The sequence below is a fragment of the Acidovorax sp. KPB24-03 genome (assembly GCF_057546605.1).
Genome location: NZ_BAAJYR010000638.1, coordinates 1 through 1,437 on the forward strand (window position 1 = coordinate 1; position 1,437 = coordinate 1,437).

Genomic DNA, 1,437 nt, shown 5'->3' on the forward strand with positions numbered 1-1,437 from the left:
GGCGTCTGCGCATGCGCGGTGACCGCCATGCCCGCCAGGCCACCGGCCAGCGTGGCCTGCATGCCGCCCGCCATCAGCATGGCGAGCACGTCGCGGCGCGTGGCGCCCCGCCGCAGCGAGTCCATCACGCGAAGGCTTTCTTGGGGACCGACGAGGGTGTCGAACGGGGTGCGGCTGTCGCTCATGGTGATGCTCCTGTGACGGGTGGCAGTGGGGGGGTGAACGGGGATCTTGGAATGGTGCGAATCAAGGGAAGGTGGCAGGCGCCCGCTGGGGCGTCAGGCCAGCCGGTCCTTCAGGCGGTAGTACAGCCCCACCGCCGGCAGGAACCACGGCGGGCCGAAGTGGCCGGGCACGGCGGGCCAGCCGCGGCCGCGCCAGGGATTGGCCTCAGCATCGCCGGCCATCACGGCGGCCATGCGCTCGCCCATGTGCACCGACATCTGCGTGCCGTGGCCGCTGTAGCCCATGGAATAGAACAGGCCGTCGCGCTCGCCGGCGTGCGGCAGGCGGTCCTGCGTCATGTCCACCAAGCCGCCCCAGCAGTGGTCGATGCGCACGCGGCCCAGTTGCGGGAAGGTCTGCGCCAGGCCGGCGCGCAGGATCTCGCCGCTGGCGGCGTCCTGCTGCGGGCTGGAGATGGCAAAGCGCGCCCGGCCGCCGAACACCAGCCGGTGATCGGCCGTGAGGCGGAAGTAGTGGTGGATGTTGGCGATGGTGACGTAGGTGCGCCGCTCGGCCAGCAGGGCCTGCGCGCGCGCCGCGCCCAGCGGCTCCGTCACCACGATGAAGCTGCCGATGGGCACGATGCGCCGTCGCAGCCAGCCGAACGTGCCGTAGCCGCCGTGGCGCGAGGCGCCGGTGGCCAGCAGCACCTGGCTGGCCTGCACCGCGCCGCGCGCGGTGTGCAGCCGGTGCACCTGGCCCTGCACGCGCTCGATGCGGTCCACGCAGGTGCCGGTGTGGATCTGCGCGCCCTGGCGCTGGGCGGCCAGGGCCAGCCCCTGGGCGAACCGCCCCATGTGCATCTGCGCGCTGCGCCGGTACAGCAGCCCGCCTTCGAAGCGGTCGCTCTGCACCTCGGCGCGCACCCGGGCGGCGTCGAGGATCTCCACGTCGGTATCCACCCCGTCGGCGATGAGCCGCTCGGCACTGCGCCGCAGCGCCTCCAGGTGGTGGGGCCGGGTGGCGAGCTTGAGCTTGCCATGGCGCAGGAAATCGCAGTCGATAGCCTCGTCGCGCACGATGCGGGCCACGGTGTCCACCGCGGCGTCGTAGGCGTGGTACCAGGCCCGGGCCTGCGCCACGCCGACCTTGGCGGCCACCTCGGCATAGTCCACCGCCAGGCCGTTGTTGACGTGGCCGCCGTTGCGGCCCGATGCCTCGGGTGCCACGCTGGCGCCCGCCTCCAGCACCGCCACGCTCGCGCCGCGCCGG

General features: G+C 73.3%; 1 protein-coding gene and 1 pseudogene. Both read right to left on the reverse strand.

Features of this window, described 5'->3' with window-relative positions; all coding sequences use genetic code 11:
- A pseudogene (locus AC27KI_RS24750) lies at positions 1-185 on the reverse strand (ABC transporter substrate-binding protein); the annotation flags it as partial.
- Between the two features lie 93 nt (positions 186-278).
- Positions 279-1,437 (reverse strand): NAD(P)/FAD-dependent oxidoreductase (locus AC27KI_RS24755; protein WP_487116427.1); only part of this gene is annotated, 1,159 nt, incomplete at its 5' end.